Genomic DNA, 23,839 nt, shown 5'->3' with positions numbered 1-23,839 from the left:
GAATCTACTTAGGGAAACAATCTAGTTCTGAGGATTTCGATCTGACCAGATCCTTCGCGATCGCTGGCTTTAAAACCAATCCCAATCATCAGCAACCCAGGCCAAACTAGATAGGCTAAAATTTCCAAGTTTTCACCAAATGTATATAGAAACAAAACTAAAATCATGCTCAAGCCAACTTTAGCAGTTTCACTGCGTTGTGCTTTGAATAGCAGATCGAAAAAGCTGTAGAGCATGGGCACTGCTAGCGCTAACAATCCCACAATGCCTTTGACAAATAACAGCCCAAACCATGAGTGATGCGAACCGATCGGCATATATTCCACAATATGCCCTCCTCCCTCGACCGTACCATGCCCCCAAATCGGAGCTTCCCGCCACCAGCGATCGACGGCGATGCGTCCCAAGGTTGCCCTCACTCTTGAGGAATCTGCTCTGGCGGCTGAAAAACCCTCAGAAAAGGCATTTAAAGCCTCGATCAGTTTGGGTGCAATCAACCCAAGCAGGGTACTGGCAATGCCAAGACTAATTAGTGCAGTAGGTCGGCTGAGCTTTGCCAGTACCCACGTCAGCAACCACACCACTGGCAAGCATAGCAAAGCCAATCTAGATGCCGAGACCATACACATCAATACACAGCCAGCCATACCCACCCAGCGCCAGTTAGCTTGTTTTTCTTGTAGGACTAAAAAAAAGTAAATATTTGCAACAAAACCTAAGGCAGGTGCCCAAGGCGTGAACAGTCGCCAACGTGGTGCATTGTTAGAACTGGGGTCTAACTCGTAAAGCCGAAATTCAAAAAACTCGGGACCTGGTCCGCCTACGGCTTGTAGGGGAGAGACATAAAGAACGGGTGGCAGGCGCAGATAGTAAGAAGCCAAAAATAAAGGGGACAAAAACAGCGTAATTAGGCAAACTACACAGGCTGCACGATAAAGAATTTGCGGTCTGATGTTTAAACACCCTGCAAGCGGAAATAAGGCAAGAGAGGCCCAACCCTTTGCCCACCCGACGATCGATTTCAGCATCTGTCCCAATGGGAGATTAAAGTCTAGATGCCCAGCGATCAGAGCGATCGACATCGCTAACATTCCTGCAATCCATACCCAAATTCCAATTGGAATTGCGATCGCTTGCTCGGGTGGCGTTGATTCGGACTGCTCCCACCAATGCAGGAAGAGACGATAGAGTAAGATCCAACCTAAAACCGATCCGACAATGTACAGACCTCCTATTAAGTAGAACCCATAGGTGCAGATAATCGCGTACCAGACCAGATGCTCTTCAAAATTATAAGGTTCTTTCGGATCTGTCTCTGGGAGGAAAGAAAGCATGTCTTAGAACGAGAGATGTTTAAAAGTTTAATACCTGTGGCAACTTGCGCCGCGATCGCTGTTGGCGAATCCCCAATAGAACAATGCCTGTAGTCACCAATAACGAGCCTGCGGCAGCACCTAAAAACACAAACTTGGGCTGAGGTGAAACAGGTTTGTCTGCCAACCCAGGTTGCACGATAATCTGGAGCAGAGGATAGGCGGTAAAAATATCTGATTTGCCAAGATCTAATCTAGCTAAGGTGGAAGCAAAGACTGCTTCAGCAATTTGGGTTTCTCGCTTCAGACTCTCTAGTTTAGAGCTTTTGAACGCCAACCCCTGCAATCGCTCTTCAAGGCTAACAATTTGTGTATCTAGCTCTTGAGCCTGAGCGCTTAACCCTTCGCGATCGGCTTGTAAGGCAATTAAATCTTTAAACAGCCCTGACTTTCCTGCACCCGAATCATTTGCAAGCAGATTTAAACGAGCGAGATCGGTGCTGTTAAGGGGCTCCCCCAGCAAGGATATACTTCTTTCTAACAGTGCAGATCTAGATGCTTGCTGTTTGCTAGATTCCTGCACATAAGTAGGATGATTTTCACCAAGTTTGGGTGCTAGAACAGTTAGGGTAGCTGTGGCATCACTATAGTCCTTAAGGTTTAGTTGAAATTGAGGATCGGACTGCAAAACAAAGGCACTTGCGGCAAACTTGGGCGATAAGTTTAAGGTAGAAGATAGCTGTCGCAAACGGTTGGTTGATTGCTGTAGTTGTGCCATCACCTCAGCTCTTTGCTTGCGGAGTTGCTCGATATTGGTAGATAGGTTGGAAATTTGATCTGTAGAGCTTAAACCCGAAGCAGTCTTGTAGTTAGACAAATTGGTTTGGGCTTTTTCTAGTTTCTGTCTGGCTGAGCTTAGGGTTGTTTCGATACCTTCGTCACGACGAGAAATCTCTTCATTTCGGAGTTCGTAGAGCCTTTTACTCAAAATCTTATAAAGCACTAATGCTTTTTGCTGCGCTTCCTCGGGGCTACGACCGCTAAACTCCATTTGAATCAATGTGGTGTTATCGACGAGTTTGATTTTTGGCTTGTCATATACAGTAGACGGTATGCCCATTTCGGCTGCGGCAGCATCTAAAACGGGTTCGCTGGTAGCAATATATTGATAATTAGCTCTTGGATCTTGAGCAGGGCTACCGTAAGATGAAACGGTCGAAGAGGTTGCTTGCCCGATTTCAGGTAAGTTGACATTGATCCCAGAACCAGAACCGGGTACGTTTAGTGCCATTTGACTCGTGTAGACAGGCTTTACGATTTTAAGATAGAGAAAAGCTACTCCCCAAATCGAGATATTGACAATCGCTCCGATCGCTACATAAAGTCGCCAAGAACCTGAGGACTTGACGATTTCTACTTTATCTTCTTTCACAATCGAGGACATGGTCATTACTTAAACAGGTTAATGATTGCAGCAAAGGGATTGATAAAATCTAAAATCGAGCGAGTAATATCGCGAACATCACTTACAGATGAATCATAGCAAGCCACCCCATCATCAGACTGTAAAAACGGATTATTTGTGTTATCTGTAGAGTCTCTTAATAGCTCTTCTATACTACGATCGTATGTATAGGTTTTCCCGGTTAAGCGATCGGTATGTACGAGCACGGCTCGACGATTGGCATTGGTGGACGGAGTTCCACCCGCACAGTTGGCAGCGACAACCGCTTGAGAAAAGCGCGCCCCATAGGGAAACCCAGTAGAATCTTTATTAACGCTGGCACTAGCATTACTAGTAGCAGGTACAGTTAGGTTTGACAAAAGCACTTTCACGCCTGGTGGTGTAATTTGCGTGGGTCGCATCAGTTCGTTTTGAAATTTATCAAGGGTGGGTACGATGACACGATCGCCAGCAATCAAGGGCAGGTCTTGCACGGGTTCGCCTGTAAATATGCCAGAAAGATCGATCGTAATTTCGCGATCGCCGCGAAACACCTGAATATTTTTGATATCTGCGTAGGGAGTTATCCCGCCCGATCCTTGAATTGCCGAGGTTAGGTAACGTTTTGGTGCATAGTCGCCAGAGATAAAAGTCAGCTTAGGAGTTCGCTGTTCGTCTTTATTGGGCTGGTTAATTAAAACTCGACTTGGCTCGTAGACAGCTCCACTTACTACAACTTGAACGGGAGCCCAGTCAAGAACTGCCACGCTCACGCGCAAAAAATTAGGTTGAAAATAGCGTTCCGTTGTCAGAATTGTGTAAAGTTTTTGCTCGACCTCAGTAGGTTCCAAACCAGAAACAGAAAGAGGCTTAAGATACGGAAGTTTCAACGTACCGTCTAGGTTAACTTCATAGCTACCTGTAAACGGTTCGCCAAAGGGGATTGTGATACTAATGCGATCGCCTGCCGAAAGGGGTAGAGCATTTGTAGGGGCAGGTAGTATAGTTGGAATTAGTAGCAGTCCTGAGCAGATCGCGACTCTACTTATCACATCTGTCATATGTGTTTCCCAATTCATTACATACAGAATCAGTTTAACGCATAGCAAAGTCGATCCAAACAATAGAAGATAAGTAAAGTATTTTTCTATAGCCTTAATCTTTCTTCTTTCTATGTCTAAAAGCCACAAATTCTTATAAAAACATGGTGACTGCAAATGAGACCTTCAATCAAACGTAATATCTTGCATCTAATTACGGATACCGACGTAGGAGGGGTACGGACAGCTTTAGAGGTCTTATTGAACTCTCGATTGAGTCAAGAGTTTCATTTTTCCACACTGTTTACAAATCAGGCAATACAACAATTGAGGGGAAATTCTCTTAAGCCCGATTTGATTGTATTTCATACGGCTTGCTCGTGGTCAGCCATTCCGAAACTATTTTGTCTCAAATGGTTTAGCAAAATAGCGATCTACGAGCATCATTACAATGATAGTTTTGAAGTCAAAGTGCCTTCCCCTTTGAGATTTCATTTGATGCTTTGGCTATCCTATGCGATCGCCGATCGTGTAATCGCCGTTTCTCAAGCACAAGCCAATTGGATGTACCAACATCGTTTAGTAAATCCGAAAAAGCTTAAAATAGTCACCCCTGCAAGGGCACTAGATCGGATGCTTGAGGTTCCCGAAATCTCCGCTTCTGAAATCTCTAATCCTGAAGCCGAGGCCTTGCCATCCAGCTTGTCACTAGGGACTTATGGTCGCTTTGCCCCTGAAAAAGGCTTTGACATCTTGATTGAGTCGATTAAACGCGTTCCATCTTTACTTCCCGACTTAACTGTCAAACTTTATATAGGCGGGTATGGAGATCAAGAAGACCATCTAAAAGCATTAGCCCATAGTTCAAACAACATTGAATTTGTCGGTATTGTTAAGGATGTAGCGCAGTTTTTACAAAAATGTGATGTGGTAGTGATTCCCTCTCGGCGCGAAGCTTGGGGTATTGTTTGCATGGAAGCAAAAGCCGCCGCCAGACCTGTGATTGCCTGTACTGTAGGTGGTTTGGTGGAGCAGATTTTAGTTGGGTCATCTCCCAGTCTAGAGGCTGATTATGGTGTTCTCGTTCCCCCAGAAAATCCTGAAGTGCTGGCTCAGGCGATCGCGCAGATCGGCGCGTTACCCAAAACTACTTTGAGAGAAATCGGCAAGCGATCGCGAGAATCGGTAAGGCATAGCTTGGAAGTCTATATTTCAAAATGGGAAGAGTTGATTTTGGAAGTACTTAAGCATTAATACCTCTCGCTAGAGGCGCGGGACTTTGCTATACAACATAAATATAGGATCGCAAATTAATGAAAATTAGAATGCTATATCGTCGATCGCGAGATAGATTTTTAGACTGGTTGAGAACGCTCCATCTTGGCTTGGTTCGCTATTGGGCGATCGAGCGTCAATGTCATCCTTTGCCCTTAACAGATCGGTCAGTCATTGTATTTGCGCCTCACCAAGATGATGAAGTGTTTGGCTGTGGTGGTTTGATCGCACTAAAATGCCAGCAAAATATACCTGTCCGAGTGGTATTTGTCACAGATGGGAAGGGGTCTCATGCAGGTTATACTCCCGCACAACAAGCAGAATTAATTCAAGGTCGCAAGCTTGAAGCGATCGCGGCTTTATCAGCACTAGGTCTAGATCCAAGCAAAATTGATTTTCTCGAACAACCCGATGGCGAGTTACAAAAACTGCCAGATTCAGAAAGACAGGATCTAATCCAGCAAATTGTAGGTTTACTGCAAACCTATCAACCTCAGGCAGTCTATGTTCCCCATGCCCAAGATGCCCATATCGATCACGAGGCAACTTATTCATTGGTGAAAACAGCTATTTCTCTTGTAGATCGGACTTCTACAGATCGAGCCATAGAACTATGGCAATATCCCATCTGGATATTTTGGTTCAGAGCCTTATTTTGGAACCTAACGCTTAAATCAATTCGTCGTCCCTACCGCTTAGAGATCAGGTCAGTACAGGCTCAAAAAAATGCGGCGATCGCTGTTTACAAATCCCAACATCAAGTTCTGCCCTCTGCCTTTCTCAAACAGTTTCACCTTCCTTACGAAATTTATTTTAAAGACGATTTGAAACTTGATTTTAGTCAGTCAAGAAACAACGGACAAATAATTCAGAAAGGATAAACAAGCGTGAAAAGGGAAAACAGCAAGATTAGGGAGGGATCTATACAGCTTTATTTTTGCGATCGAACAGAACAAGAATTGTTTTGACAATCAGTTGCAGGTCATACCAAATACTCCAGTTTTTACGGTATTCAAGATCGAAGTTTACGACTTCAGCGAAGGATCTAACACTCGAACGACCATTCACCTGCCACACGCCCGTCATACCAGGTTTAACATCTAGTCGATTCCATTCCGTAAATCTCTCTTGTTTGTATTCTACTTCCAATTCATAGGCGCTGATTTCATTGAAAGTCGGAGGGCGCGTTCCTACGAGACTCATATCGCCAGTCAAGACATTCCAAAACTGCGGAAGCTCATCAAGGCTTGTCTTACGCAAAAAACTCCCAGTTTTAGTAACGCGAGGATCGCGCTCATTCTTAAAGAATTTATTGTCAGAAACATCTTGCGATTGCGTACCTGCATCAATTTGATTTTGTACTTTGTTTTTCAATTCCTCTGCATTTTTGACCATCGAGCGAAATTTCCAAATCCGAAAGGGCTTGCTGAGCAAACCGCATCGTTGTTGTCCAAACAAGATGCCACCTTTACTTTCTTTTGCAATCGCGATCGCGATTGGAATAAATAGGATTCCAGTAATGAATAGACCTACGAGCGCTCCGATAATATCGATCGCACGCTTAATCGGATTGCGTACAGAGGGATGTAAATCGATGTTTGGGTCAATATCAATTGCCGGACATAGAAATTTTAAGGGGATAAGTAAAATATTTACAATAGGAATTTTCTTTAGGGCTTTCCAAATACTGTGTGAGAAAGAGTCTAGGGGATTAATTTTTTTGTCTCGATCTCTCCAATCATATTTTGAGAAACGGAAAGTTTGGGAAGCTGGTTCGATCGCAAAAACGTTACTTAAAGAGGTGACTGCAAGCAGCGAAATGATAGCGTCAATCACGCTCCATAGCACCAGTTCAGTTCCATTTGCGGTAGCTTGTTTAAGACAATTCACTAAAGCGCCTAAACCAGCACTATCGATAAATCGAGTGCCGCTCATATCGATCGTAATCTTCGCAAGCGAATCATCAGGATTGCATAAGGTTTTAAAATCATTAAAAAACTCCCTTGCTGTCAAAAAGTTTAATTTTTCGGGAGTGGAAATAAAAGCCATATGATCAAATAAAACGACCTTGGCTTGTTTGAAATCTTTGGTTGGATCGACCGAGTATTCATCTCCAACTGGAATATAAACAACCTTAGGATAGATATTTGCAATCGCTTCACTTCTGACCACAAGCAGATCGAGCGCACCGAATTTCTGCAAAATCCGAGCCGATAAGCTAATGTCTTTTAATCGTGTTTTTGATTCAATAAAAACAACCTTGCTTTTGGCAAGCCATTTAGCTGCTAATAAAAATGGAACCGCAACGCCCGCCCCCGTGGAAATTATTAAATCGGGTAACTGATTGCGCACTACCTTAAAAGCCAAAAACAAGTTGCGAATGAGGTTGGGAATGTTGCGATTTGTTGGACTATGCGCCCAATATCTCTTGAAGTCTGCAATCTCACTCTCCGTTGTACCCGTGCGAAATGTTACCCAAGCGCGATCGCTACAGGCTTCCCAAAAGGGTTTCAGACTTTGCATATACTTAAAGTGTCCACCCGAAGAGCAAATCAACATCAATTTTTGAGGTTGGTAACGTTCTTGTAGATATTCACATAGTTGTGTTTCCTCTGCATCACAGAGGTTGATTTTTGAGGTTTGAGTTAGCTTAATAAACTTGACTAGATCGCCTGGAGATCGCGCGATCGGGATCCCTCTTTGCTCAAAAGCCTCAGCCATCTCCATTTGATGGTTGTCAACATGTTCTCGAAATCGATGCGATCGAGGTATGAGAACGTATGGTTTATCCAAACCTTCCAATAGTTGAGCTGTTCCTTCACCACAGTGACCGATAATTAGCCTCGCACTCTCGATCAGCGTTTGAAACTCTTGTTCGGGTAAAACCTGATAAACTCTTGCACCATTAGGAAAGAACGTGGAAGCCCCATATTGTATAGCAATTTCTTCTGTAATTAGTTGGTACTTTCTAAGTAATTCGATCCATCTCATCAAGGCATCGAATTGATATTGCTCTGTTCCAACTGTAATGAAAAGCATAGCCTTTTCCTTGACTTATTTTGCAATGGCAAAACGAATATATAGCAATTCTAATTCGTTTGGGGCATCAGTTGGTGAAATAGCTATTTGCTGCCTGATTTTTTAGGGAATTCCACTAATATTCGCATAGATTTTTCACATATACCTGTGATACTAGGGAGGATTGCTGTCTATATGGGAAAAAGAAGCTCCAATTTGGGGACATGGAGTTGTTGTAAAAGGTTCTCACATGGAAGAACTCATGCCCATTAGCTCCAAAACGAAAGATCTGACATTCGAACGCCCATTTACTTACTACATCCCTCTTATACCCAGTTTAACATCCAATCGGTTCCATTCCGTGAATTTCTCATCTTGATATTCCACTTCTAGTTCGTAAGCACTAATTTCATTAAAAGTGGATAGACTCATTTATCACGGTGCGATCCTCGAAATCAAGTCAGATAGCTATCGTCGTCAGGCTGCTACTGCTCGCTCTCAGTCAACTTAACTTTTTTCTGTGCTTTTGTCTCAGCGATCTAACCTTGTCGTTGCGATCGCTTCTTGGCGCGGATTAAAGTTTGCGTTCGCGAAGCGTTTCCTACGAAAGTTTGAAATGCCCTTGCGCGTCAATTACCCGACATTAATCTGTCGCGACACGCAAAATCCTTGACATTTGATACCTAAACTCTCGCAGTGCCCTAGTCTCACTAATCAGCAAACGCTTTTGCATGTATTCCACCACGATCGCCGCAGGTAGCCAAGGAAACGATAGGCTTTGCTCCACACGCTCATACTCACCATTTTGCAAGGTATAAAATAGAAGTTCGTAGCCGTCATAGCGCCACAACTCAGGTACACCAAGACGCGCAAAATTGGCAAACGGCGATCGGATGGACTGGTAATATCAACTTCGAGAACCAGATCGGGAGGTGGATCTTCTCCTACGACAATATCTTCTTTCCCCCTGATAGCAGGTTCGTTTTGAATGTAGTAACAGGAATCAGGTTCGCCGCCCAGCTTTTGTTGTTTGATTTTCATCAATAGCGAACCAAGGTTTCGCATATCTATATCGAGTTCATCCGCAATGATGGTCAGAAGTTTTTCGATAAAACGATTGCTCCCTTCATGCAGCGATAGTGGGTACATAATTTCTAATGTTCCATCGAGATAATAAAAGCGAGTGCTACGACTATCCCCAGATTCCGCGAGCAAGCACTCAAAGGTCTCCCAGCTAACGTTATGAAGCAGCACGCGATGCTCGGCAACCACCTCAGTTGCGTAGGTTTGTGGAATGTCAGCCAGTGTCTTGACTTGTATTTCAGCAACCATCTCTGAATTCCTCCAAAAAATAAGCTTTGGTAAAAGTTTCGTAGAATCTCAGATATTTCAAGTTTGCCACAGAAATTGCTATATTGTTTTCGTTTAGCCCTCAAAAAGTCTCTGAGAAAACTAATGTCACCATTTAGCAAGCAGATTGGTAAGCTGATTTCCCTACATTGGACAAAGCCTTGGCAAGCGATCGCATCCGTTCCCCTCGGTCTTAGCTTAGCGATCGCCACAGGTACCTCTGCCCTTGCTGCGCCTCCACGCACCCCTGACCAAAACGTTGAGTGTGAAATCCTCATTGTAGGGGGTGGTTTGGCGGGTACGGCAACAGCCTACGAAGCTTTGCTGGCAGGACGCACGGTTTGCGTTACCGATATTACCGATTGGATTGGTGGACAGCTTACTTCTCAGGGAACTTCGGCATTAGATGAGTCTAAAAAACAGCGATTGCTCCTATTCTACGCGCGTGGCTATAAAGAACTGCGCGACAGCCTTTTAAATTACTATGGCAAGATCAATCCAGGTGATTGTTGGGTGAGTGCCTCTTGTTTTATTCCATCGGATGCCAATAAGTTGCTATTTGAGATTCTCGATGGTGCAGCCAAGAAAGGGGGCGGGCAGCTCAAGTGGTTTCCCAACACGACGATCAAGGAACTAGAAGTTAGTGCAGATGGCAAAATTATTGATGGTGCGATCGCGATCCAACATCGTGCAGCGCCCAATACTCCAGCGCTCAATACCGAGCCTCTCTCTGCGATTATCGAGGATGCCTATCGCTATGAAAATTCACCTCGACTGACCAAGACGATTCTCCATTTCACGGCTAAGCCTTCTGCTAAAACCAAATCCTCCTCTGCGCCTAAATGGTACGTGGTGGAAGCCACCGAAACGGGTGAAATCATTGCGCTTGCCGATGTTCCCTATCGTCTAGGTATCGATCCGCTTTCCCATCTCAATCCCTCTTCTCCTTCGGTCGCAGGCGATCCGTTCTGCACCCAGGGTTTTACCTATACCTTTGCCTTGCAGCAAACCGAGCAGCCTCAGCCCCAAACCAAGCCTAGTTTTTACGATCGGTATCTGTCTTACTATAGCTACGACCCTAAGCCGAACAAGTTTGATTTTGACTCGGTGTTTACCTATCGCCGCATCTGGGCTCCCAATGCCGAGAGTCGTCCGAAAGCTACGGTTTTTCGGGTGGGAGCCCCAGCCCCACAGGATATCTCCATGCAAAATTGGGTGTGGGGAAATGACTATCGACCTGGCACATCCGAGGATAATCTGATCTACAGCCGCGAGCAGTTACAGCAACTAGGTCAACTCGCCCCCGGTAGTTGGATGGGAGGATTGCGTACAGAAACCCTCCGCAAAGGAGAGGAAATTGCCTTAGGTTTCTATTACTGGTTGGTGGCAGGCACGACCGACTCCCATTTGGGTGATGGGGTCAAAAAGCCATACCCTAACCACCTCCTATTAACGGGACTAAATTCGCCAATGGGAACCATACATGGCTTGTCGAAGTACCCCTATATCCGCGAAGGTAGAAGGATTGTCGGTCGTCCATCTTTTGGCTATGCGGATGGCTTTACGGTAAGCGAGTTGGATATCTCTCGGCACGACTATCGCGAAGATTATTATCGCCAAAACCTTACGCCCAAGATGTATCGCGATATGTGGGTTGCGCTTGCAGGTTTAGAGTCCGTTGTGGCAATTCGAGGTGCATCGCTCGAGCAAATTTCACGCCGCACCCGTTCGAGTATTTATCCTGATGCTGTGGGAATTTCTCAGTATGCGATCGACTTCCATCCCTGCATGACTCTGTCTCCACCTGAGGCAAAAGGAAATACAGAAAGAGCTGGCGTGCGACAAGCCCATGGCATGGCTTTCCCCGCTCAGATTCCGTTGCGGGCGATGATTCCACAAAAGATTGATAATTTGATCGTGGCAAGTAAAAGCATTGCCGTAAGCAATATTGCTGCTGCTGCCTACCGCGTCCATTCCTTTGAATGGTCAGTGGGTGCGGCTGCGGGTACAACCGTTTCTTTTGCGCTAGAAAAGGGAATCCCACCCTTTCAGTTGGTTGAGGATATGCCTAGAGTCAAACCCGAACTGATGGAATTACGCGATCGCTTAGAGAAAAATGGCAACCCGACTGCTTTCCCAGACACTTCTGTGTTTAACTTAAGTTGGGAAGACTGGAAAGTTTGGTAGTTGTTAGGCAAGAACCCAATCCCATTGATTTAATCCTTGGCTCTCAGCAATTCCATAAGCTCATCGGATGGAATGGGTCGGTTAAATAGGTAGCCCTGCATTTCATGGCAGCCAAACGATCGCAATAGCTCCATCTGTTCCTTTGTCTCTATGCCTTCGGCAATTACGTTCAACTTAAGTTTATGGGCAAGGGTAATGATAGAAATAGCGATCGCTTGATCGTAGAGGTTCTCTGTAATATCTCGGACAAAGGATTGATCGATTTTTAAAACATTGATGGGTAGAGATTTGAGATAGCTGAGTGAAGAATATCCCGTACCAAAGTCGTCAATGGAGAGACTGATCCCCATATCTCGTAGCTTTCTCAGTCTGGTGATACTTTCGTCAACATTTTCCATCACAATGCTTTCGGTTAATTCCAGATCTAAGAAATTAGGATCGAATCCAGTTTCTTCAAGCGTTTGAGATAGTTTTTCGATAAAATCCTTTTGTCGGAATTGTCGAAGCGATAGATTGATACCTAATCGCAAAGGAGGAATTCCCGCCAACTGCCATGCTTGGCTTTGCGCGCATGCGTGCTTGAGCAACCAATAGCCAATGGAAACAATTAATCCCGTCTCCTCTGCAAGTGGGATAAACTGATTGGGTGGCAAAAGTCCTAAGGTTGGATGCTGCCAGCGCATCAAGGCTTCCACTCCAACGACTTTCCCGAGTTCTAAATTTACCTGCGGTTGATAGTAAACCAACAATTCATCATTCTCGATCGCCTTACACAAACGATTTTCCATAGATAATCGCTTGAAGGTGTTTTCGTGCATGATTGACTTATAGAGCTGGCAATTATTGCGACCGCTATCCTTGGCGCGGTACATGGCAACATCAGCATTTTTCATTAATGTGTCCACATCTTTGCCGTCAAAAGGATATAAGCTAATGCCCATGCTCGTGCTGATATGTAACTCGTGACCATCACACTCGAAAGGCGGTTCGAGAATTTTAGTTACCTTTTGCGCCACCTTGAGGGCTTGCTCTGGCGAAGTAATATGACGCAACACCAAAATAAATTCATCGCCTCCCCATCTCGCCAGTAGATCGCCTTGTGGGAGGTAGTGTTTGAGGCGATCGCACACAGATTTCAGAAGCTGATCGCCCGTACTATGTCCTAGAGAGTCGTTGATCAGTTTAAATCGATCTAGATCGAAAAACACCACGGCAATTCTCTCGGCAGTTCGCTCAGCTTGAGCCAGGGCTAATGTTAAGAAATCATTCATGTACTTGCGGTTAGGCAATCCCGTCAGCGAATCATGGGATGCCTGATATTGAATGATTTCCTGCGATCGCTTGCGTTCTGTAATATCTGCCACATAGATGCGAATCAAATCGCTACATTGGATAAAGTGGACAAATTGTTCGATTACGCGTTCGTTAATTTCCACCTCACGCACAAAAAATTCTTGACTGCCATTTTGCAGACTGGTAACTCTTGACAACAAACCTTGTAGTGTGGGGTGCTGAGAACCTAATGCATCAAGATTTGGAAACTGCTTTACAGCAGCAGGATTGAGATAGGTAATTTCTCCTGAAAGATCGATTTCAATAATAGGGTTGGGATTTAACTCAGGTATCGATGCCAGTCGAGACAAGAATTCCTCGTTATAGACCGCTAGCTCATCTTCAGAAATAGCGATCGTGGCATCATCGCTGGGTGAGGCTATTTCTGCAAAGTTAGAAGACACTTGATAGACTGCTTTAGTGTCTTTACTAAAAACGATTTCATCACCATGAGCCAGAATATGTGAGAGTTTGCGCTTGCCATTAATCAAGATGCCATTTCTGCTGCGCTCACCCTGTAAATTGCCGTCAATAATCCGAAAGAGTTGTAGGGACTTTTTGGGTATGGGTACACGTAGGAGGGTAGCGTGCTGACGTGAAACTAAATTAGAGTACAGTACGATACCGTTCGAAGGATTGCGCCCAATGGAATAGGTGGTAGAGTTTAGTAAAATTTTGCGCACACCTTGGATATCTTCTATAATCAGAAATTGATAGAGGTGTTTGTCTTCTAGTAGAGTAATATCCTCTGTCTGTTGCACTTGCAAAACCTCTCTTATACCCAGTCTCAAGCTTGAATTATCTAACATTAAATCATTCTTAGATGGATTGCCTTATACATTCGTCTTAGCTCACCTCCTAAACTTTACCTGCTTTTCATTGGTATTTTACTTGCATATTATAGTTAAGTTCTTATCTTGGAACTTTAGAACGTTTTGCTTTACCTAGAAATCTTTACCTAAAAGTAGCTTAAAGTCAGAGTAAATCAGGGTGTTTCCTAAACCTGCCGACATCTTACTGAATAGCAAAAAAATAAATAATTAAACAAATCTAAACCTTTAGCTTAAGGGACGATCATACGTATCATTCTAAACAAGACTTACAGTGTCTAGATTGGGGTATTTAATTAGCGACCATCATATCAAAGTAGATTATATCAACCTAGGAAATAGAAACAACCCTTTAGTGTTTTTAATCATGAGAAATTTGCTTTTTCGCGATCTTACCTCTCGCGATCGCGACATTGTGTGGCAGATGTTGATGTATGCCGCTCACGAACAGACCCTCAAGGCGATCGAAAGCCAAGCTTTGCTAACAAGGTATGCCGAAAATTGGGGACGGGATGGCGATCTTGGCATGGTTGCAATCGATCTTCGTAGCGATCGCGCGCTTGGTGCCGCATGGCTGCGCTTATGGACGACTACTGATCGAGGGTTTGGATTTGTACGCAACACAACACCTGAGTTAGCTATGGCTGTTTTGCCCGAACATCGCGGCAAGGGGATTGGTACGCAGCTCTTAGATTTGGTATTAGCGGCAGCAAAGACTAGATATTCAGAAGTTTCGCTCAGCGTCCGCGCCGAAAACCCAGTATTGCGCCTATACGAACGAGCTGGTTTTATACCAGTGGTCGGCAGTGAAATCAAGAACCGAGTTGGTGGGATTTCTTTAAGTATGGTGAAAAACTTTAGGGACTTTCTTCAATTTTGTCTGTTCCCAAAATCTACCAGAATGTTCATCCAGCTTTTTCACCTGTTGCACGATTGCTACGTGAAGTATAGCAATCCTATTTGTGGGGGTAATTCATGAATTGCTCCTACGATTCTAGGCTATATCGCTATAGTTGAGATAGTTTAAGCACCTAAAAAGCTCCGAGTTAATTTTATACCTAACTTTGATAATGAACCCATACCTGAGTTAAGAAATCCCAAAGGCATTTTTCAGTCTGGCGATTTGAGTTTAAAAATTGAAGGCGAAGTAGTTCCAGTTGTAGATTTACAATTGGGAAAACAGCAATCTGTTTATAAGGATGAATCAAATCTAGCCCTTGCTTGTCGGTCTTGTAATCTTCGCAAAGGAACTCGTATCAGTGGGATCGATCTTGATTCAAGTAGTGAATCTCACTCCCGCATGAACTATCCCGTCCACAAGCGGACGGGGTAGTTTATTACTAAAAACTTTGTAATGGAGTAGAGATTTCCACTGCGATTGCAAAAAAATCATAAGAACGATAAATTAAGAATGAATGAATTCAGACGCCGATTTAACTTCTAGCGATGAAGCCAGATGCTTTAACAAGGTGCCGACAGGCAAAGCACCCTGAAGATGTTGCCAAGGCAAAATGCGATCGCTTGACCAAGTTTGATGCACAAACCAATCGAGCGATGGAAGTTGCCCTCGTAATTCCTTAAAGGCGCGTTTGTACATACCATCACTGGGAACTTCACCCCCACTATAGGCATAGGCAAGTCGCAACACCAATTGCAAACGTCGATCGCCTCTAGAGATTAAGGCTTGAATCACCGAATCTTTATAGCCCTCTGGTCGAAATTCAATACCCTTGGGTGCTAACTGCTTTTGCAGGTATTTCAATTTCTTATCGGCACTGGTGCTAACAGGCATCCACTGCCAAGGTGTGTGCGCTTTAGGCACAAAGGTACTACAGCCAAAGGAAATCCTGAGTTTAGGCGCGAGCTTTTTAAGGGCTTTTAACATTTCAATCGTTTGCTCGATGTCGCGATCGATTTCTTCGGGTACGCCAACCATACCGTAGAGTTTGAGCGCACTTAAGCCTCCCGCTTGAGCATTCGCGGCTGCTTCATAAATTTCATCGTTATGCAGTTTCTTGTTGATGATTTGGCGCAGGCGTTCCGAACCGCTCTCTACAGCGATTGTCACCGAACGGCTATCTCGACTGGTCAAAGTCTGAGCCAACTTCAGCGAGAGCGTATTCGTGCGTACGGAAGCCAAACTCAAGCGCACCGAGTCGTACTGAGGTCGAGCGATAAAATCCAATAGGGTATCAAATTCTGGATGTTGGGTAATCGAAGCACCGAGCAAACCTAGTCGATTTGTGACTTTGAGTCCCCGTTCGATCGCAGGAATGAGGCTATCTGTAGCACTGGGTGTTCTAAATGGCAGGGTGAGATAACTGGCGAGGCAAAACCGACACATTTCGGGACAACTTCGCACCACCTCTACCATATAGATACTTTCCCATGCGGCTTTATCGGTTACAATCGTGGAACTGGAGAGCGTATTCCCCCTATAGGTTTGCTTCTCAACCGTAGCTGGAACCTGCGAATCGATCGGTTGAATCGCTGCGATCGCACCGTCACTTGCAAGATAGGTAACTTGATAAAGGCTGGGTACGTAAATGCCCGCCACTTGAGCGAGATCGAGAAGTTGCTCTTGGCGATTCGCTTTTCTGACGGTTTGATAGGCAGTCAACATCTTGCCCAGCAATTCTTCGCCATCGCCTAATAGGACAAAATCAAACCAATCGGCAAAGGGCTCGGGATTGGCTGTCAATACGGGTCCCCCCCCAAATACTAGAGGATGTTCCGCTGTGCGATCTCGGGCATTAATCGGAATTCCCAAACTCGTGAGAGCATTGAGAATATTGACATAGTCTAATTCCCATGAAAAAGAAAAGCCTAGAAGTTCGGGCGCTCTGGGCAGGGGTTCGTGGGCATCGGTAAACCAGCGACTAACTTCTACTTCTGATCGCGTTGCCAAGTTTGCCCAGACAACTTGATAGCCTAGGCTAGTGATTCCCACCGTGTAGGTATTGGGGAATGCAAACACCATCGGAATTGCATCGGAATTAGATGTAGCGCGATCGAATAGGATCTTTTCTGATTGAAAGTTTGACTGAGTTAGCAAAGGTTTTTGATGAAAGCTGAATATGAAACTTACCCATTATTCATTTTACTTGATTGATCAAATTTTAATTGGACTGCTGTGTGCTGGTGTCTGGGATGGGGACAAAGTCATAGCCTGTACCTGATTGGTTGCCTGGCTCGACTTTTACTAAGATGCCTCGACCTGAGCGATCGCCTGTTTTGCGAAACTGAATCTTGCCGCTAGCACCATCGGCTGAGAAGGAAGAACTTGTCAAAGCCTGTTGCAGTCCCTCACGAGAATCGCTTTGTTGTAAACCAGTGGCGATCGCTTGGGTGGCATCGTAGGACATTGCGGTACGCCAATTTACACTTCCGCCCCAAAGAGAAACCGCATCACTAGGGAACAAACTACCACTTTACCACGATCGCAGCGTTACAAGGTCAATGCACAATTGATTGATTGCTGAGCGATCGACATCATTCGGAAGCGTAGATTTTGAATGGGCAGATTCCAGTCCTGCATAGAGATCGTTTGCGATCGCCATGACATCGCTATAGGAATAGTCACCTCGCTTAATGGCAAGTAACTCCTCGGTATCACCTGCTTCGCGGCGATCGACGATAATACTTTCATGGGTCAAGATTTCAATCCCCGTGCGTAACAATCGAATCGCTTGCATTGCAAACTTACAGTCGTAGCCAACCTTGGCTTCCATCACTGCGCGGGCGGGATTGCGATTTTTCTTCCATTGTTGATAGTTGTCATATTCGCGGCAGGCATTGAGATATTGCTGGTTGGTTTGCAACAAGCGAATAAAATCATGGGAACTATGGGTAAGTTGTTGCGTATAGGTCAAGGTGTCTTCGGGTAGTTCATATTGCCGTAGCACGCCTTTAAAGTCGATGTCAGTCGTGAGTAAGCGATGAAACTCTTTTACTTGCTCTAAAAACTGCACGCGATCGCGAATCAGCAAATATAAATACTCTAGAAATGCATGGATCTCAGTCTTTGACATGACTTGGGTAGGCTCTAGACCAAAATCCTCTGGTTGAGGCTTTTGTTGTGGGGGATCGAGCAACCATTTGCGATGAGATTCTAGCTTCCTGATTTGAGCGTAGCCATAACCTGCATAGGTTTTCCATACTTTTTTCGATAGAAACATCTGCTTGCGATCGATCAAGGCTTTACCCACTGGGGTCAAATGCATGTAGTCCTTATACCAAAGCAGTTCGAGGATGTTGGGATTATTATCTGCGGACAATTCCAAATATTTCTTGAGTTCGTAGATGCAGGTATCCTTCCCTAAATAGGAAAACAATCCTTCTCCTTCAACCCAGTCGCGATCTCTTTGTTCGATTTTGCTGAATCCATAGTAATAGGGCTTCGTAGCAATAAAGACCCCACGATAGTCATAGTCAGAGCTTTCTGTTTGCAACCCATAGCCTCTAGAGCCCGTAAGCGCAATCAGGATCGTTCTTTGTTCGATTTCATTACGATTCATAGCTGGAATTCATAGATGGGATTCATAGATGGGTTTTCATTCTAAGGCGGACTAAGAGATCGTGGAGCGCATCTTTGCTGGTTGGATCTGGTGACTCAGGCAAAGTACTGACTTGGCCGGCTTGTTCGAGATCTGCAAGTAGGCGATCGCATTCTTGGCGATAAAATTCAATTTCGGCATCCACTAGATCGGACTTTTCTCCTCCTTCTAATTTCTGGGCTATCAAGTCTGGAATATAGGAAAGCTGAAACTTCTGATTTAGAATGCTTAGATTCGCTTCAATCCTACCTGTTTGCATCAAGTGAATGCCTGTAAGCAAGACCCGATAGACATAGAGCAGAGGCTTGACTCGTTTGCGCGTTTCCTTCTCAAATAGCTGCCATTGATTCTGTGCGAAACCCAGATAATGGTGGGAATGATGCCGCGTTATGCAGGATGCCGCGATCGCCTTGAGTTCCTCATGCTCTGGCGTACTATGCACGATCAGTGGTGAATAGAGTTGCTCTAGCACATAGCCGTTTTTCTTTAAAAGCAACCCAAAAAACTTTTTGACATCATGGGTAACTAAGTCAAGTTCCAGATCTGCTCTCAGTTCAGCCACCTCAATGGTTTCCTGCCCCATATGTAAACCGATTACCTCAGGAATGGGTAAAATATGCACGCCTCTCAGATCGTAGTCAGAATCTGGTGAGGGAAAGCCGTACAGATGTGCGCCACTAATCGTAGCAAATAGAAGTGGGTAAGGCTGACTTGCCGCGATCGCAGATAGATCCATAGAAACCTAGCAATTATGCGTGGATTACAGATTCGGTCTATCCTACTACGTTTGAGCGTATGATGAGGGTAATTTACTCCCAATTTGATTAAGATGCAGAACGCGGCTGAATATTACTGCGCTTATTGTGGTGAAGCGAATGTAACGTTTGTTGACTTTAGCGCAGGGTCGCAACAATCCTATATTGAAGACTGTCAAGTATGCTGTCAACCGAATGTGCTATTCCTTGAGATTGATGAGCAGACGCTAGAGATCGAAATCACTAGCGAACCTGAGAGCTAATTCGAATGCGTGTAATTGTAAATGGTAAGCGTTTGAAGTTTGGAAGTTCAAAGCTACAGAAAGCTCGGTCTGGAAACATTACCAGCAAATCGCTATACAGGTTAAGCTTATGGGGTGATCCTAATAGCAATTAGCAGAGCAGATTATGGGTGCAAGCAACAAGCCACTTCGACAGACTCGCCCTTTTGATGCACTGAGGCGATCGCTCGAATCGATACCATTGCCCCAAGCAGAAGAGTCTATTCCCCTGCGCGTTTTGGTGCAGTTATTGGTATTTGTGGGGATTGCCTCGGTCGATGTTGTCGCTGGTACGGAAAATAGCATTTGGGCACTTCCCCTCAGTGCGATTGGGGCGGTGTGGGGATGGTATGCCAGACACAAGCGTAATGTGGCAGTCAAGTTTTTTATTGCGATCGCCATGATTGTGATGCTGGTCGTGTTTTTGGGCGATCTGGTCAGGCAAGCTGAGGAAACTCGATTACTTTTGGCGAGATTGTTAATTCAGCTACAGGTGTTGCATAGTTTTGACCTACCTCGGCGCAAAGATTTGGGCTATTCGGTCGTAATTGGCTTAATTTTATTGGGTCTGGCAGGCACGCTCAGCCAAACCATGATTTTTGCTGTGTGGTTGATGCTATTTCTCGTAATCGTTTTGCCCGTACTGGTGTTAGATCATCGATCGCGACTGGGCATCAAAACCCGCAGTTTTAAACTCACCAAAATCGGGATCTCGCCTTTGCCAATGCTTGGGCTGCTAACGGTTGTATTAGTCTTGGGCTTAACGATTTTTGCCCTATTGCCGCGTTTGCCAGGGTTGCAGTTACGCAACTTTCCTGTGAGTGTCAACCTTAACGTACAACGCCAGATTCCTGCAGGTGGAATTGTCACCGCAGGTCGAAACAGTCAACAGCGGCAAGGTACAGGGGGAACAAATGGTACGGGGGGAGATAGCACAGGGGGGCAAGCTGGCGGGGGGGTGGAACTACTGCCGCCCATCTTTTCCACCGAAATTGATTCGACAAAATCAACTCAGATTAAACCAGAGCTGGTGATGCGGGTGCGATCGCAAGCCGAGTTGTTCTGGCGGGTGTTGGCTTACGACCAATTTACTGGCAAGGGTTGGAAAATTTCTCGCAATGATAAAAGCCAAATTCGCACGCTCAGGCGCTCCTATTGGAACTACGAGTTTTTTATCCCTTCATTTACTGGCTTTTCGGTTAATGCCAATGCCACCCAAGAAGTAGTTCAAACCTACACCATAACAACTGAAAATTTCCCTAACCTCGTACCTGCGGCAGTGACCCCCACAAGGTTATTTTTCCCAAGCGAAGAGATGGATCTTGACTATGAGGGAAGTTTGCGCGCACCAGGACAATTGCCGAACAACCTCACCTATACGGTGATTTCATCAGTTCCTTACCGCGATCGCACGGCTTTGATCAAGGCTCCTCAAGAATACCCAAGGTCGATTCGCACGCATTATTTGGACGTGCCCAGTACAATCTCTCCTAAAGTTAAGGAAGCTGCCTTAGATATCTTGACTAATGCCAAAGGTGTTGTGAATGGCAAGCCCTTAACCTTCGATAATCCCTATGATAAGGCGCTGTATTTAACCCAAATTATCAAGCAAAAATACCGCATAAAAGAATTTGTATTCAATCCTGATGGCAGTGATGTTGTCTCGCAGTTTGTCGCTCAAGGCGGCGGGGAACCCACCCATTTCGTTTCGACCTTAACGATCATGTTGCGATCGCTAGGAATTCCAGCCCGTTATGCTGTGGGGTTTGCACCTGGTAAATTCAATCCATTTACGGGGCTTTATGAAGTTCAAAACACCGATGCCCAGTCTGTCGTGGAAGTGTTTTTCCCAAATCACGGTTGGCTCGCCTTTGACCCCGTTCCTGGAAATCCTTTATTTCCGCCCTCGGTTGAGAACGATCGCACATTTAGCGCCTTACAGAGCTTTTGGAATTGGATTGCTAGTTTCTTGCCACCGCCAATTGTGGGCTTTTTTACCGTCTTGTTTAACTCCATTGGCAAGTTTATCAGCGAATCCTTTACCTGGTTAGTGAATAGCCTTAGCGCGTTGGGTTGGGTTGGCGTTGTTATTGCAGTGATTATGCTGTTCTTATTTGGTCTTTTACTCTGGGCGCTCTGGCAAGCCGTAATTTGGGCAAGCGATCTCCGCCGTTTCCAAAAACTCGATCCTGTCCAAAGAATTTATTACTTGATGCTGCAATGGCTTGCCGAGCAGGGCTTACCCAAAGCTCCCCATCAAACGCCCCAAGAATATGTGGCACAGGTCAATAGCCAAGTTAGTCCCCAAAAAGCCGAAGCGATCGCCGCAATCACGCAGTCCTATCAAGACTGGCGATATGGCGATCGCCCTGCAAATCTGGCTCAGCTAAAATCCTTACTGCGAAAGCTGCGTAGCCTGCCTAAGCGTTCTTAAACAAAAATGGTATTCCCTCTGTAATGGTAATCTCCTTGTAGGATCTAGGGCAACCACGGGGGGATTGCCCCTACAGGATGGGATAGATTCTCTTCGCTAATTTAACGAAACCTGAGTTCGGGTTAAGGATTTCGGAACAAATCAAGCCGACTTGCTGGAACCGAGAGGTTTGATCCCCCTGCCCTATCGGGCATCCCCCTTGAAAAAGGGGGACAAGAGAGTTCGCCCCCCTTTTTTCAAGGGGGGCTGGGGGGGATCCTTGGGATGTATAGCGTTTCAGGTTTTCTTATCCCGAACTGACGTTAACGAAACCAATAAACTGGCAGGTTTACTGAGTTCGCCTTCTAAATGAAGGCGTTGATTGGCGTGAAGGTGGCGCACAATGCGATAGAGAACTTCAATCTCGCTAGTAGCGGCGATCTTTTCGGCAATTTGCTCTAGAGAGAGCTTACCTCCTTCGGCTTTGAGTAATTCCATTAACCTTGTCTGCAAAGCCAGAACCTTAGCCGCTGCTTTTTTGCCAGCTTCTACACCGGGTTGGTGATAAGCATTGACATTGACAAAAGAAGCATAGAAGCTTACCGTGCGCTCGTAGAGAGCAATTAAAGCACCAACATTTAGAGCGGAAACCGTGGGAATTGTAACTGTAATGGAATCCCTACCATTTTCGTAGAGTGCTTGGCGCGTGCCTTGCAACAAACCCGACAGATAATCTCCACTGGTGATGCCTACTTCCACTTCAGGATGAGGTTTGTCGCTATCATGCAAAACCTCGATAAAGGTGGCAAAGAAATTCGCTACCCCTTCCCTGAGTTGTTGCACGTAAGCATGTTGATCGGTGGAACCTTTATTCCCATAAACCGCAATGCCCTGATAGACGGTGTTGCCAGCTAGGTCTTTCTCTTTGCCTAGAGATTCCATGATCAACTGTTGCAAGTAACGGCTGAATAGCAATAGGCGATCCTTATAGGGAAGTACCACCATGTCTTTCTCCCCTTTGCCATTGCCTGAGAAATACCATGCGATCGCCAGCAAAGCCGCAGGATTTTGTTTGAGATTCTCCACTCGTGTGGCTGCATCCATGATCTTTGCCCCTTGCAGCATGGCACGAATATCAACTCCTTGGAGAGCCGCAGGCAGCAAGCCCACTGCCGAGAGTTCCGAAGTCCTTCCTCCGACCCAATCCCACATCGGAAACACATCTAGCCAACCAGACTGCTTCGCGAGTTTCTCTAAGCTACTATCTTTACCTGTAACCGCAACCGCATACTTAGAAAAGTCTAAACCTGCCTGTTCGTAGGCATATTGCACTTCCTTCGCACCATTCGCAGCCTCAGGGGTTCCACCTGATTTAGAAATCACGATCGCCAGTGTCGTTGCCAAGCGATCGCCCAGTTGCGCTAACACCAAATCGATTCCATCTGGATCGGTATTGTCAATAAAACTAATTTGCAAAGGCGGCTCTGCGGTAGCCAAACACTGCGCGACAAATTGAGGGCCTAAAGCCGAGCCACCAATCCCAATGGAAAGAATATTTGTAAATTTGGCAGCATTGGGCGGATGCACTGCCCCCGTATGGACATCTCGTACAAAAGCTTCGATACGATCTACCGTAGTTACAATATCTTGACGTAAATCGACCGTTGGCGCTAGCTCAGGCGCACGCAACCAGTAATGCCCCACCATGCGTTGCTCATCAGGATTGGCGATCGCGCCAGATTCCAATGCCTTCATGTCGGCAAAAGCCTGCTTGAGCTTTGGCTCCATCGCGCTAACAAAGTCTGGCGTAAATCGCATCCGACTAATATCAACGTACAAGCCGAGTTCAGCGTGATAGTACAGCCAATCTTGGTAACGTTGCCACAACTCCGTAGCCAAATCCATAAACACCTCAAAGTAACAAAACCTTTGCTTAAATCAGCTTAAATCAACATCCTCCACAAGACATTAAGCCGATGTTAAGAAGTGATCTGAGATTGTCATACTTTGTAGGACAAAATGCTAAGGTGAATCTATAGACCAGT

General features: G+C 45.3%; 18 protein-coding genes. 7 read left to right on the top strand and 11 right to left on the bottom strand.

The window, feature by feature from the left end:
• Positions 1 to 8: 8 nt before the first annotated feature.
• From ACP2WE_RS17350 to ACP2WE_RS17340, 3 genes are read right to left on the bottom strand one after another with little or no spacing between them, the layout of a single operon-like run.
• Positions 9 to 1,334 carry an O-antigen ligase family protein gene (locus ACP2WE_RS17350; protein WP_425216807.1) on the bottom strand — a complete coding sequence of 442 codons (1,326 nt, stop codon included), beginning with the start codon at positions 1,332 to 1,334 and terminating at the stop codon, positions 9 to 11.
• Between the two features lie 19 nt (positions 1,335 to 1,353).
• Entirely contained in the window at positions 1,354 to 2,757 is a 1,404-nt protein-coding gene (locus ACP2WE_RS17345; RefSeq protein ID WP_425216806.1) for a GumC family protein, read from the bottom strand.
• Between the two features lie 5 nt (positions 2,758 to 2,762).
• The gene (locus ACP2WE_RS17340) at positions 2,763 to 3,818 is read right to left on the bottom strand and encodes a polysaccharide biosynthesis/export family protein (RefSeq protein WP_425216805.1); all 1,056 of its coding nucleotides are present in this window, start codon (positions 3,816 to 3,818) and stop codon (positions 2,763 to 2,765) included.
• Between the two features lie 156 nt (positions 3,819 to 3,974).
• Between ACP2WE_RS17340 and ACP2WE_RS17335 the strand changes: the two genes are divergently transcribed.
• Positions 3,975 to 5,051 carry a glycosyltransferase family 4 protein gene (locus ACP2WE_RS17335; RefSeq protein ID WP_425216804.1) on the top strand — a complete coding sequence of 359 codons (1,077 nt, stop codon included), beginning with the start codon at positions 3,975 to 3,977 and terminating at the stop codon, positions 5,049 to 5,051.
• Between the two features lie 59 nt (positions 5,052 to 5,110).
• Positions 5,111 to 5,953 carry a PIG-L deacetylase family protein gene (locus tag ACP2WE_RS17330; RefSeq protein ID WP_425216803.1) on the top strand — a complete coding sequence of 281 codons (843 nt, stop codon included), beginning with the start codon at positions 5,111 to 5,113 and terminating at the stop codon, positions 5,951 to 5,953.
• A gap of 40 nt (positions 5,954 to 5,993) precedes the next feature.
• On the opposite strand, the gene ACP2WE_RS17325 is transcribed toward ACP2WE_RS17330, so the two are convergent.
• The gene (locus ACP2WE_RS17325) at positions 5,994 to 8,111 is read right to left on the bottom strand and encodes a sugar transferase (RefSeq protein ID WP_425216802.1); all 2,118 of its coding nucleotides are present in this window, start codon (positions 8,109 to 8,111) and stop codon (positions 5,994 to 5,996) included.
• Positions 8,112 to 8,804: 693 nt separating this feature from the next.
• A complete protein-coding gene (locus tag ACP2WE_RS17320) occupies positions 8,805 to 9,422 on the bottom strand; it encodes a Uma2 family endonuclease (protein ID WP_425216801.1) in 618 nt (205 codons plus the stop codon).
• A 123-nt stretch (positions 9,423 to 9,545) separates the two neighbouring features.
• On the opposite strand from ACP2WE_RS17320, the gene ACP2WE_RS17315 reads away from it, so the two are divergent.
• The gene (locus tag ACP2WE_RS17315; RefSeq protein ID WP_425216800.1) at positions 9,546 to 11,627 is read left to right on the top strand and encodes an FAD-dependent oxidoreductase; all 2,082 of its coding nucleotides are present in this window, start codon (positions 9,546 to 9,548) and stop codon (positions 11,625 to 11,627) included.
• Between the two features lie 29 nt (positions 11,628 to 11,656).
• On the opposite strand, the gene ACP2WE_RS17310 is transcribed toward ACP2WE_RS17315, so the two are convergent.
• Positions 11,657 to 13,768 carry an EAL domain-containing protein gene (locus ACP2WE_RS17310; RefSeq protein WP_425216799.1) on the bottom strand — a complete coding sequence of 704 codons (2,112 nt, stop codon included), beginning with the start codon at positions 13,766 to 13,768 and terminating at the stop codon, positions 11,657 to 11,659.
• 388 nt (positions 13,769 to 14,156) lie between these two features.
• Between ACP2WE_RS17310 and ACP2WE_RS17305 the strand changes: the two genes are divergently transcribed.
• Positions 14,157 to 14,768, top strand: a complete 612-nt coding sequence (locus tag ACP2WE_RS17305; protein WP_425216798.1) for a GNAT family N-acetyltransferase — start codon at positions 14,157 to 14,159, stop codon at positions 14,766 to 14,768.
• A gap of 144 nt (positions 14,769 to 14,912) precedes the next feature.
• Positions 14,913 to 15,122, top strand: coding sequence for an HNH endonuclease (locus ACP2WE_RS17300; protein ID WP_425216797.1), 210 nt, complete (start codon positions 14,913 to 14,915; stop codon positions 15,120 to 15,122).
• A gap of 72 nt (positions 15,123 to 15,194) precedes the next feature.
• On the opposite strand, the gene ACP2WE_RS17295 is transcribed toward ACP2WE_RS17300, so the two are convergent.
• The 4 genes from ACP2WE_RS17295 to ACP2WE_RS17280 all read right to left on the bottom strand — a co-directional run bounded on the left by ACP2WE_RS17295 (position 15,195) and on the right by ACP2WE_RS17280 (position 19,081).
• Entirely contained in the window at positions 15,195 to 16,769 is a 1,575-nt protein-coding gene (locus ACP2WE_RS17295; protein ID WP_425216864.1) for a B12-binding domain-containing radical SAM protein, read from the bottom strand.
• A 139-nt stretch (positions 16,770 to 16,908) separates the two neighbouring features.
• Complete coding sequence (locus ACP2WE_RS17290) at positions 16,909 to 17,154, bottom strand: ABC transporter substrate-binding protein (protein ID WP_425216796.1); 246 nt, start codon at positions 17,152 to 17,154, stop codon at positions 16,909 to 16,911.
• A gap of 66 nt (positions 17,155 to 17,220) precedes the next feature.
• The gene (locus ACP2WE_RS17285; RefSeq protein WP_425216795.1) at positions 17,221 to 18,306 is read right to left on the bottom strand and encodes a nucleotidyltransferase domain-containing protein; all 1,086 of its coding nucleotides are present in this window, start codon (positions 18,304 to 18,306) and stop codon (positions 17,221 to 17,223) included.
• A gap of 22 nt (positions 18,307 to 18,328) precedes the next feature.
• Entirely contained in the window at positions 18,329 to 19,081 is a 753-nt protein-coding gene (locus tag ACP2WE_RS17280; RefSeq protein ID WP_425216794.1) for a nucleotidyltransferase domain-containing protein, read from the bottom strand.
• Between the two features lie 93 nt (positions 19,082 to 19,174).
• On the opposite strand from ACP2WE_RS17280, the gene ACP2WE_RS17275 reads away from it, so the two are divergent.
• Both ACP2WE_RS17275 and ACP2WE_RS17270 read left to right on the top strand, forming a co-directional pair.
• Positions 19,175 to 19,363 carry a CPXCG motif-containing cysteine-rich protein gene (locus ACP2WE_RS17275; protein WP_425216793.1) on the top strand — a complete coding sequence of 63 codons (189 nt, stop codon included), beginning with the start codon at positions 19,175 to 19,177 and terminating at the stop codon, positions 19,361 to 19,363.
• 145 nt (positions 19,364 to 19,508) lie between these two features.
• A complete protein-coding gene (locus tag ACP2WE_RS17270) occupies positions 19,509 to 21,815 on the top strand; it encodes a transglutaminase TgpA family protein (protein ID WP_425216792.1) in 2,307 nt (768 codons plus the stop codon).
• 276 nt (positions 21,816 to 22,091) lie between these two features.
• Here the strand turns inward: ACP2WE_RS17270 and ACP2WE_RS17265 are convergent, their stop codons facing one another.
• Entirely contained in the window at positions 22,092 to 23,699 is a 1,608-nt protein-coding gene (locus tag ACP2WE_RS17265) for a glucose-6-phosphate isomerase (RefSeq protein WP_425216791.1), read from the bottom strand.
• Positions 23,700 to 23,839: the final 140 nt, after the last annotated feature.

This window comes from Tumidithrix helvetica PCC 7403, assembly GCF_965232925.1.
Lineage (GTDB): Bacteria > Cyanobacteriota > Cyanobacteriia > Pseudanabaenales > Pseudanabaenaceae > Tumidithrix > Tumidithrix helvetica.
The sequence above is the reverse complement of the archived record's forward strand: the minus strand, read 5'-3'. Positions and strand labels throughout refer to the sequence as shown.

What these genes read in the sequence shown, in the direction of transcription:
- ACP2WE_RS17295 (WP_425216864.1), bottom strand. Translation starts at nt 16,769, where the DNA reads ATGGTGTTTGCATTCCCCAATACCTACACGGTGGGAATCACTAGCCTA.
- ACP2WE_RS17290 (WP_425216796.1), bottom strand. Translation starts at nt 17,154, where the DNA reads ATGTCCTACGATGCCACCCAAGCGATCGCCACTGGTTTACAACAAAGC.
- ACP2WE_RS17345 (WP_425216806.1), bottom strand. Translation starts at nt 2,757, where the DNA reads ATGTCCTCGATTGTGAAAGAAGATAAAGTAGAAATCGTCAAGTCCTCA.
- ACP2WE_RS17280 (WP_425216794.1), bottom strand. Translation starts at nt 19,081, where the DNA reads ATGGATCTATCTGCGATCGCGGCAAGTCAGCCTTACCCACTTCTATTT.
- ACP2WE_RS17270 (WP_425216792.1), top strand. Translation starts at nt 19,509, where the DNA reads ATGGGTGCAAGCAACAAGCCACTTCGACAGACTCGCCCTTTTGATGCA.
- ACP2WE_RS17320 (WP_425216801.1), bottom strand. Translation starts at nt 9,422, where the DNA reads ATGGTTGCTGAAATACAAGTCAAGACACTGGCTGACATTCCACAAACC.
- ACP2WE_RS17305 (WP_425216798.1), top strand. Translation starts at nt 14,157, where the DNA reads ATGAGAAATTTGCTTTTTCGCGATCTTACCTCTCGCGATCGCGACATT.
- ACP2WE_RS17325 (WP_425216802.1), bottom strand. Translation starts at nt 8,111, where the DNA reads ATGCTTTTCATTACAGTTGGAACAGAGCAATATCAATTCGATGCCTTG.
- ACP2WE_RS17340 (WP_425216805.1), bottom strand. Translation starts at nt 3,818, where the DNA reads ATGACAGATGTGATAAGTAGAGTCGCGATCTGCTCAGGACTGCTACTA.
- ACP2WE_RS17265 (WP_425216791.1), bottom strand. Translation starts at nt 23,699, where the DNA reads ATGGATTTGGCTACGGAGTTGTGGCAACGTTACCAAGATTGGCTGTAC.
- ACP2WE_RS17335 (WP_425216804.1), top strand. Translation starts at nt 3,975, where the DNA reads ATGAGACCTTCAATCAAACGTAATATCTTGCATCTAATTACGGATACC.
- ACP2WE_RS17330 (WP_425216803.1), top strand. Translation starts at nt 5,111, where the DNA reads ATGAAAATTAGAATGCTATATCGTCGATCGCGAGATAGATTTTTAGAC.
- ACP2WE_RS17315 (WP_425216800.1), top strand. Translation starts at nt 9,546, where the DNA reads ATGTCACCATTTAGCAAGCAGATTGGTAAGCTGATTTCCCTACATTGG.
- ACP2WE_RS17275 (WP_425216793.1), top strand. Translation starts at nt 19,175, where the DNA reads ATGCAGAACGCGGCTGAATATTACTGCGCTTATTGTGGTGAAGCGAAT.
- ACP2WE_RS17310 (WP_425216799.1), bottom strand. Translation starts at nt 13,768, where the DNA reads ATGTTAGATAATTCAAGCTTGAGACTGGGTATAAGAGAGGTTTTGCAA.
- ACP2WE_RS17350 (WP_425216807.1), bottom strand. Translation starts at nt 1,334, where the DNA reads ATGCTTTCTTTCCTCCCAGAGACAGATCCGAAAGAACCTTATAATTTT.
- ACP2WE_RS17285 (WP_425216795.1), bottom strand. Translation starts at nt 18,306, where the DNA reads ATGAATCGTAATGAAATCGAACAAAGAACGATCCTGATTGCGCTTACG.